The organism is Pedobacter sp. 01T416_2 (assembly GCF_056398925.1).
This window is the reverse complement of record NZ_JBFTQI010000830.1, coordinates 1-2,449: the sequence shown is the minus strand read 5'-3', so window position 1 is coordinate 2,449 and position 2,449 is coordinate 1. Positions and strand designations below refer to the sequence as shown.

Annotated in this window: 2 protein-coding genes; both read right to left on the bottom strand. The window is 37.3% G+C overall.

The window, feature by feature from the left end:
• Positions 1 to 147 precede the first annotated feature (147 nt).
• Entirely contained in the window at positions 148 to 1,011 is an 864-nt protein-coding gene (locus tag AC1DPQ_RS24685) for an N-acetylglucosamine kinase (RefSeq protein ID WP_029277095.1), read from the bottom strand.
• 17 nt (positions 1,012 to 1,028) lie between these two features.
• The gene (locus AC1DPQ_RS24680; RefSeq protein ID WP_477611180.1) at positions 1,029 to 2,339 is read right to left on the bottom strand and encodes a TolC family protein; all 1,311 of its coding nucleotides are present in this window, start codon (positions 2,337 to 2,339) and stop codon (positions 1,029 to 1,031) included.
• Between the last annotated feature and the right edge of the window lie 110 nt (positions 2,340 to 2,449).

The window sequence follows — 2,449 nt, the reverse complement described above, 5'->3', positions numbered from 1 at the left end:
ATATCATCGTCTACTACCAGTATTCTCTTCATATGTGTTAGCATTTGTATGCCGTTAAAAATATAACAAAAGTTTATGTTGTTATGTTTACAATCTTAAGGATATTTTAACAATAAGTTTATAGGAGCTAAAAATTAGACTTCGATTTTAACTCGCTTGGTGTACGATGCCTTCTTTATTTAAGATAAAATTAAATAACTCTTCAATGGGCTTCTGTAGTATTTTCCCAGGCTCAATGCCATTTTCTAATAACACCGAAATTAATGTTTCCTGGTAATAATAAGCTATGGAGCCTACAAAATGGCATGGAACGTTTTTATGTTTTGGATAATCTTTAACATTCGTATCTACAAATTCCTGAAAACCAGTTCTTAAAATATCCTGAATAAATGGATGGTCTTTGTGGTTGGCCATGAAACGGCTAAAACCTGCCAAATAGATATTAGGGAAGGGTTTTTGATATACGTTGGTAATAATTTGCTCCTTTTCTGCTGGGAAAGATTTTTTAAATTCTGCCGCTAAGTTGGATGGCATTTTATTGTACATATAGCTTAAAAGCACTTTTTTCCCAAAGAAAGTACCAGAACCTTCATCGCCAAGTACATAACCTAAGCCATGGTGGCCATCGTGGATTTTCTTTCCATCGAAATAACAAATATTCGATCCGGTGCCTAAAATACAATTTAAGCCTTCGGCATTTCCGCAGGTAGCATATACCGAACCCAGAAGATCGTGATCTACTGAAATAAAAGCATTACCAAAAACGGCTGATAGGCCATTTGAGACTACTTCATGTTTGTCTGGTGAAGAACAACCCGCTCCAAAAAAGTAGATTTCTTTCACCTCATCAGCACATTGTAATAAAGGTTCATTTTTAGAAATCAGCTTGGTAATTTCTTGCTCACTTAAGAAATAAGGGTTTATTCCAGGAGTGCTAAATTTAATGGTTTCGCCATTGTGATAGCCCATCCAATCGGTTTTTGATGAGCCACTATCTGCAACAAGTATCATGGGACTAAATATAAAAATTAATTAGATAAGTTTATATTTCCACTGATTTCTTTCAGTGTTGTTTCGGCAATTTTGGCCTGATATTGCATTTCGATGAAACGGTTCTGTGCATCTATTGCATTTCGTTGTGCTTCTCTTAACTCTAAAGGGGCTATGCTGCCTAAACGGTATTTTGCTAAAGTAATATCTAGGTTTTCTTTTGCAATATCTACATTTCGTTGCTCTAATTTAATCAGATCAAGGTAAGTGCTGTAATTTTGATAAGCGGTAAGCAACTGCGCGTTTACATCAAGTTTGGTTTTGTTTAAATTCAGGATAGAATTGTCGATCTCGATCTTTGCATTGCGTTCTTGCTGGCGCTGTAAAAAGCCGTTAAATAAGTTAAGGCTTGCCGTAACACCATAAGTAAGTCCGTTTGCAGCAAACTTTTGGTTAAAGCCCGTAGGGCTGGTACTGTTCGCCCTGCTGTATCCAGAGTTTAAACTGATAGATGGGTATCTTGCCCCACGTACTGATTTTAAGGTCAGGGAAGCTATCCGCTGATTGATAAAGGCGTTTTGTACATTCGGGTTCTGCTGCTCGGCCATTTCGGCCATTTTGCTAAAGAGGATACCTTTGTCTACATCAATGTTATTAACAACAGAAAACGAAGTACCTATATCTCTAACCATCAGTTGGTTTAATCGAACTTTAGCTACCTGTAAGGCATTTTTGGTCTGTAGGTAATTTGAAGTATCGGTATTATAATCAACCTGTGCGGTTAATACATCCAGTTTAGAACCGCGGCCAAGCTGCAGTTTTGTTTTGGCAATATTGGTGCGTAATACCGAAACATCCATAGCACTATCAGCTGCTATAACCAATTGCTGCTGTCTTACAATATCATAATAGGCTGTAATTACATCGGCTATAGTAGTTAAAATGGTTAGGCGTGCGTTTAATTCGCCTTGTTTTTGCAGTTCTTTTAAGCGATCGTAATTGGCGAACATACTAAAACCATCAAAAATGGTCCAGTTTAAATCGGCTCCATAACTGTTATTGGTACTTTTTGCTCCTGTAATTACCCGATCAGGACCAGTTGCAGGGGTTTGTCTGGTGTTCTGGATACTTCCACCATTGGTATAACTTCCGGTTAAATTGGGCAACATACCAGCATTGCCAATATTGGCATTGTTCTTTGCTATATCGACCTGGTTTTTATTGATTTTAATATCGTAATTATTCTGTAAAGCAATGGTAATGGCTTCCTGCAGGCTCAGCTGTTCTTGTGCAACGCCCGAAAGGGATAAGCTTAGCAGTAGGGTGAATATTTTTAATTTCTTGCTCATCTTATTCTTCTATATGTAAAGCTTCTTGTTCAAAACGATGGGCTTCTTTCAATTCTTTATTCGGTTTGTATGGTTTAGCCCAGTAAGAGTAAATAGCAGGGATTACAAAT

Coding starts and splice junctions, on each gene's coding strand:
- AC1DPQ_RS24685 (WP_029277095.1), bottom strand. CDS start 1,011: ATGATACTTGTTGCAGATAGTGGCTCATCAAAAACCGATTGGATGGGC.
- AC1DPQ_RS24680 (WP_477611180.1), bottom strand. CDS start 2,339: ATGAGCAAGAAATTAAAAATATTCACCCTACTGCTAAGCTTATCCCTT.